Raw genomic sequence first — 1,435 nt, forward strand, 5'->3', positions numbered from 1 at the left:
CCGTCGAGMCTACGAGATGGCGCCGCAAGATCTGCGCGTCAACGCGCTACAGCGACTGAACAACGCCCCCGCGACTCGATCGAACGCAAGCGTTTCAGGCTGTCCGGAAACAGCACCAATGCGAAAAGACTCAAGCACATGACAGCCAGCAGGTACCACGAGGGGGCCATCGCATTGCCGGTTACACCGACCATCCAGGCCACGATGACGGGGCAAAAGCCCCCAAAAATCGTCGTCCCCAGGCTGGCGATCGTCGAAATACAGGTTGCCCGATGCTGACGCGGAAAAGCCTCCAATAGCATCACTTGGATCACTGCGTTGTTACACATCAGCACTACCGAATATGCGCTTATGAGTAGCAATGAGGGCACTTCGCCGATCCCGCTCGTCAACAACAGGAAAACCGGATAAACCAGCACAAGGCTGCTGATGTTCGTCAAATATTGAATCGGCTTGCGCAGGCGTTGCCTGTCGGCGACCCGGGCAAGCACGGGGCAGGCGATGATCAGCAAGGCGCTCGAAAGGCAGGCTGACAGCAGACTGGTCGTGGCTGGCATGTGCAACGTGCGCACCAGGTAGGTGGGCATGTAATAGACCATGAGATAAATACTGGCGGTGGGGGTCGCCGTTAACAGTGCCCCCAGGCAGATTTTGCCCCCGTACAAGGCCAGCATTGTCTTCATCCCATCGCGCCGAGGCTTTATCATCGGCGTGTCTGGCATCTGCCGCAGGATGTACCACCCGACCGGCCCGATCAGCAGCCCAACGATAAACGGAATACGCCACCCCCATTGCAGTAGCGCTTCGGGGCTCAGCAGCGCCGTTGTGCAAGCACCTACCAAAGCCCCTGCCAACGCGGCGGCCATTTGACAGGACGAACGCCAGCTGACGATATAGCAACGATTCGACCTCGTGGCCAACTCCATCATCACCGCCGGAGTTACACCGGACTCACCACCTACCGCAAACCCCTGTACCAACCTCGCTGCGACAATGATAAGCGTGGCGGCAGGGCCAATGGCGCTATAGGACGGCACGAACGCCATAACTGCCGTGCCCAACGTCATCAACGCAATTGACCACATCAGACCCGTCTTGCGCCCTTTACGATCGGCCAGATTGCCAATGACCAGCGCGCCGATAGGGCGCATTGCGAACCCGGCGCCAAAGGTGAGAAGAGACATCAACAGTGATGAAAGCACACTGTCGGAAGGGAAGAACAACTTGCCAATGACCATTGCCGAAAAACCGTAGACGGTAAAGTCATACACTGCCAAGCCATTACCGATGGCGGCCGCCATGGCCAGGCGTTTTTTTTGTGTATGGCTAAGCGCTGACAACTCCCCCAGTGACGCTTGCGCCTGTGGGTAGACAGTGGGATTTTGCATTTAGGCGTCCAGTACAAGGAAAGGCGGATTACTACTCTGTATCAGGG

At 57.4% G+C, this 1,435-nt stretch carries 1 protein-coding gene; it reads right to left on the reverse strand.

Annotated elements, in window-relative coordinates; translation table 11 throughout:
- Positions 1-38: 38 nt before the first annotated feature.
- Positions 39-1,388: an MFS transporter gene (locus AC1DRJ_RS27600; protein ID WP_477804937.1), complete on the reverse strand. Its 1,350-nt coding sequence runs from the start codon at positions 1,386-1,388 to the stop codon at positions 39-41.
- Positions 1,389-1,435 lie beyond the last annotated feature (47 nt).

The organism is Pseudomonas sp. P5_B2 (genome assembly GCF_056400445.1).